The organism is Nitrosomonas oligotropha, assembly GCF_009833085.1.
Classification (GTDB): domain Bacteria; phylum Pseudomonadota; class Gammaproteobacteria; order Burkholderiales; family Nitrosomonadaceae; genus Nitrosomonas; species Nitrosomonas oligotropha.
In genome coordinates this window covers 1-2,908 of the sequence record NZ_QRBZ01000061.1, presented here as the reverse complement: position 1 = coordinate 2,908, position 2,908 = coordinate 1, and the positions used below count along the sequence as shown (strand labels likewise).

Here is a 2,908-nt window from a genome sequence, read left to right as displayed (position 1 = left end):
CAGTGCCACTTGACCGGTGCCAGTAAACTTCAAATTTAAACCATTTGTCTATCGGCACTGGAACAATATGATTATCTTCACGCCAGTAATCGACCCTGGTGGGGAATACGCCGCCCACATTATCACCTTTTGTCATCCAATAGAGCTTGCCATCGGCTCCTTTCATTACAGTCACGCTCATTCGATAATCACCCTCACCCGTGTTATTGTACCCCCCTGTCTTGAGTGAGAATTGTGTCCGCCAATTTGCGGATGAAACCGTATTATCCAGCTGTGTCTCCAGATCGGCTTGATATTTAAACCAGTAAGTAATATACAAGTCTTTAACATCACCAATGGTCCATGGTCTTTGAATCAACAACGGTGCCTGTGAGCCAGCTCGTCCCAATTCTCCAGTTATTTTCACTTGTTGAAAAAGCTCATTAACCGCTCCACCTTTTGGTCCTGTTACCGATCGAATTTGATTACTGATGTAATTTCCGATTGTCGAAGAAGTAATAGGATCGACAGTAATAAGTTGAACACCGGAGAAATTTGAACCCAAAGCAGATACCGGCCACATATATCCGGTTTCTTTGTCGGTCCCATTGATCATCTGATATGCTCCGTGAGCTGAAAAGTTATATGGCGCTCCGAGAGAAACACCAGAACCTAAATTAGATTTGAAAAGCAGAGAAGCTGCATAAACTGTCGGGGTAACGACGCTCAATGCGGTCAGTAGCAATAGCATAAAAATAAACACCATGTTAATGCCATGCCGGACAAAGCAATTAGCATCAGATCTCTCTACATGTAACTGCCTTATAACTAAAGCCAAAAAACTTCTGGCTTGTAATGCTTGATTGTTAATATTCATATTGTGTTCCTCCTTAGAGTTAAAGGATGGAACTGCATGGATACGCTTCAAAGTTATTTCGTTCGATAATCATCAACATCAATATAACGTGGTAAATAAACGAGTAACGTACCTGGCAGTCCTGCCATCCTGGGGCATTTGCCCTTTAGATCAGTGACTTTGCGTCCCCTGCTTTCGCAGAGTTTGCCTTTTTCATATTGCTACATTATTTCAGCATAAACCGTGCCAATATTAGTCGCTGAATTGACACGCAAAAAACCACAATAGATAATTAAATGCGGCCGACATCAACGTTATTGAATTCGCTCGACACGGATCAATCGCTGAAAACAACAGTTACTAAAAAACTACGCAACTATTTGCCTGCAAGGATGGCACCAGCAAAGGCTAAATTTGCATTGCAGGGTCTAGAAGAAAGCTTGATATTGAGTTTACGAAAACGAAAAATAATGATTAAGCACAATACTTCCGTCAATATCAGTTGTCGGTATTATCAGGCAGATCTGTTATTACCGGCGAAAACTGGCTGAATATCCATTTGGCGTTGCTAACACAAACTCAAAAACTGCAATACGGCTCACAAAGTAAGATACTTGGCTAGCGCTTACTCGGTGAGGAAAAACTTTGGTAGCCAATTGCATTTATTTTGCACTACTAAGCTTTCATTATCACGATACAGTCAAAGCATATACTTGTGAATATCAACTACAATCTCAAAAATATTGACTAAAGAGTGATTATAATCAATAACATGCAATTAATCCAGAACCTGTCGACATATCGTGTCATTAGTTAACAAAAAATGTCACTGTAGTCACCTCGAGAATCAGATTCAAATTCGAGAAAAATCATTGATCCGGATTTTCCACTAGGTAATTTTGCTAATGTAAGCCGTTAAGAAAGGCTGAGCAATTCACAGATCCAAGGTTTAGAGGTGGGTACCTTTTTTAACTGATAGTTACTTATTGTGCCGAGAATAGCTTTGATCTGTAAGAAAAAACAACAGTCTATCCGTCATTTTATCTTCCTCTCTAAATTTTCTTTCAAAATTGTTAAGCGATAAGTTGCCCAAGTCAAGCTTGTCCGTTTCATTCAATTGAACAATAATGACAAGCCTCATAGGAGTTTGAATAATGCCCCCTCATAAATACCCAATGCTTATTTTATCAACCTCTCTGTAAACAGCACTGAAATCTCTTACAAGTAAGTCCGCTTAGTTTATTTGTCCACCATAAGATTGCCTATAACACTATTCACCGATGATCAGAAGATACTTTTGACACCCCACTATAACAAGACACTCCCTCTCCACAAGGAAAACCATCCCATATCTCCAATCTCGTGATGTGATTATTTACGGATACATGACCACCACTGTAGGCATTGCTCACAAAAATCCGAGTTATAGGAAGATTGTAATCACCCATATTTGGTCCACGGTAATCTGCTATCACTTCGCCATCGACGGCTGCCCAGAAACGTCCATCAGTGCCACTTGACCGGTGCCAATAAACTTCAAATTTAAACCATTTATTTACTGGCACTGGAACAACACGATTCTCTACTTGCCAGTAATCAACTCTGGTGGAAAATACACCACCGGCATTATCACCCTTTGTTAACCAATAGAGTTTGCCATCGGCTCCTTTCATCACAGTCACGCTCATCCGATAATCACCCTCTCCCGTGTTATTGTATCCCCCTGTCTTAAGTGAGAACTGTGACCGCCAATTCGCAGATGAAACCGTATTATCCAGTTGTGTCTCTAAGTTGGCTTGATATCTGAACCAGTAGGTAATATACAGATCATTGACATCACCAATCGTCCATGGCCTTCTGATTAACAACGGTGCTTGTGAGCCTGCACGCCCCAAACCGCCGGTTATTTTCACTTGCTGATAAAGCTCATTAACCACTTCACCATTTGGTCCTGTTACCGATCTGATTTTACCACTAATGTAATCTCCAATCGTCGAAGGAGTAATAGGATCGACAGTAATGAGTTGCACACCCGAGAAATTTGCACCCAAAGCAGAGACCGGCCAGCTATAG

Annotated in this window: 2 protein-coding genes and 1 riboswitch; both genes read right to left on the bottom strand. The window is 41.0% G+C overall.

Annotated features, from left to right (window positions below):
- A partial coding sequence (locus tag ABD07_RS14495) for a hypothetical protein (RefSeq protein WP_160818886.1) occupies positions 1-856 on the bottom strand: 856 nt, incomplete at its 3' end.
- 111 nt (positions 857-967) lie between these two features.
- Positions 968-1,054, bottom strand: a riboswitch (cyclic di-GMP riboswitch).
- 1,055 nt (positions 1,055-2,109) lie between these two features.
- The coding region (locus tag ABD07_RS14490; RefSeq protein ID WP_205010704.1) for a hypothetical protein at positions 2,110-2,908 on the bottom strand (799 nt) is incomplete at its 5' end.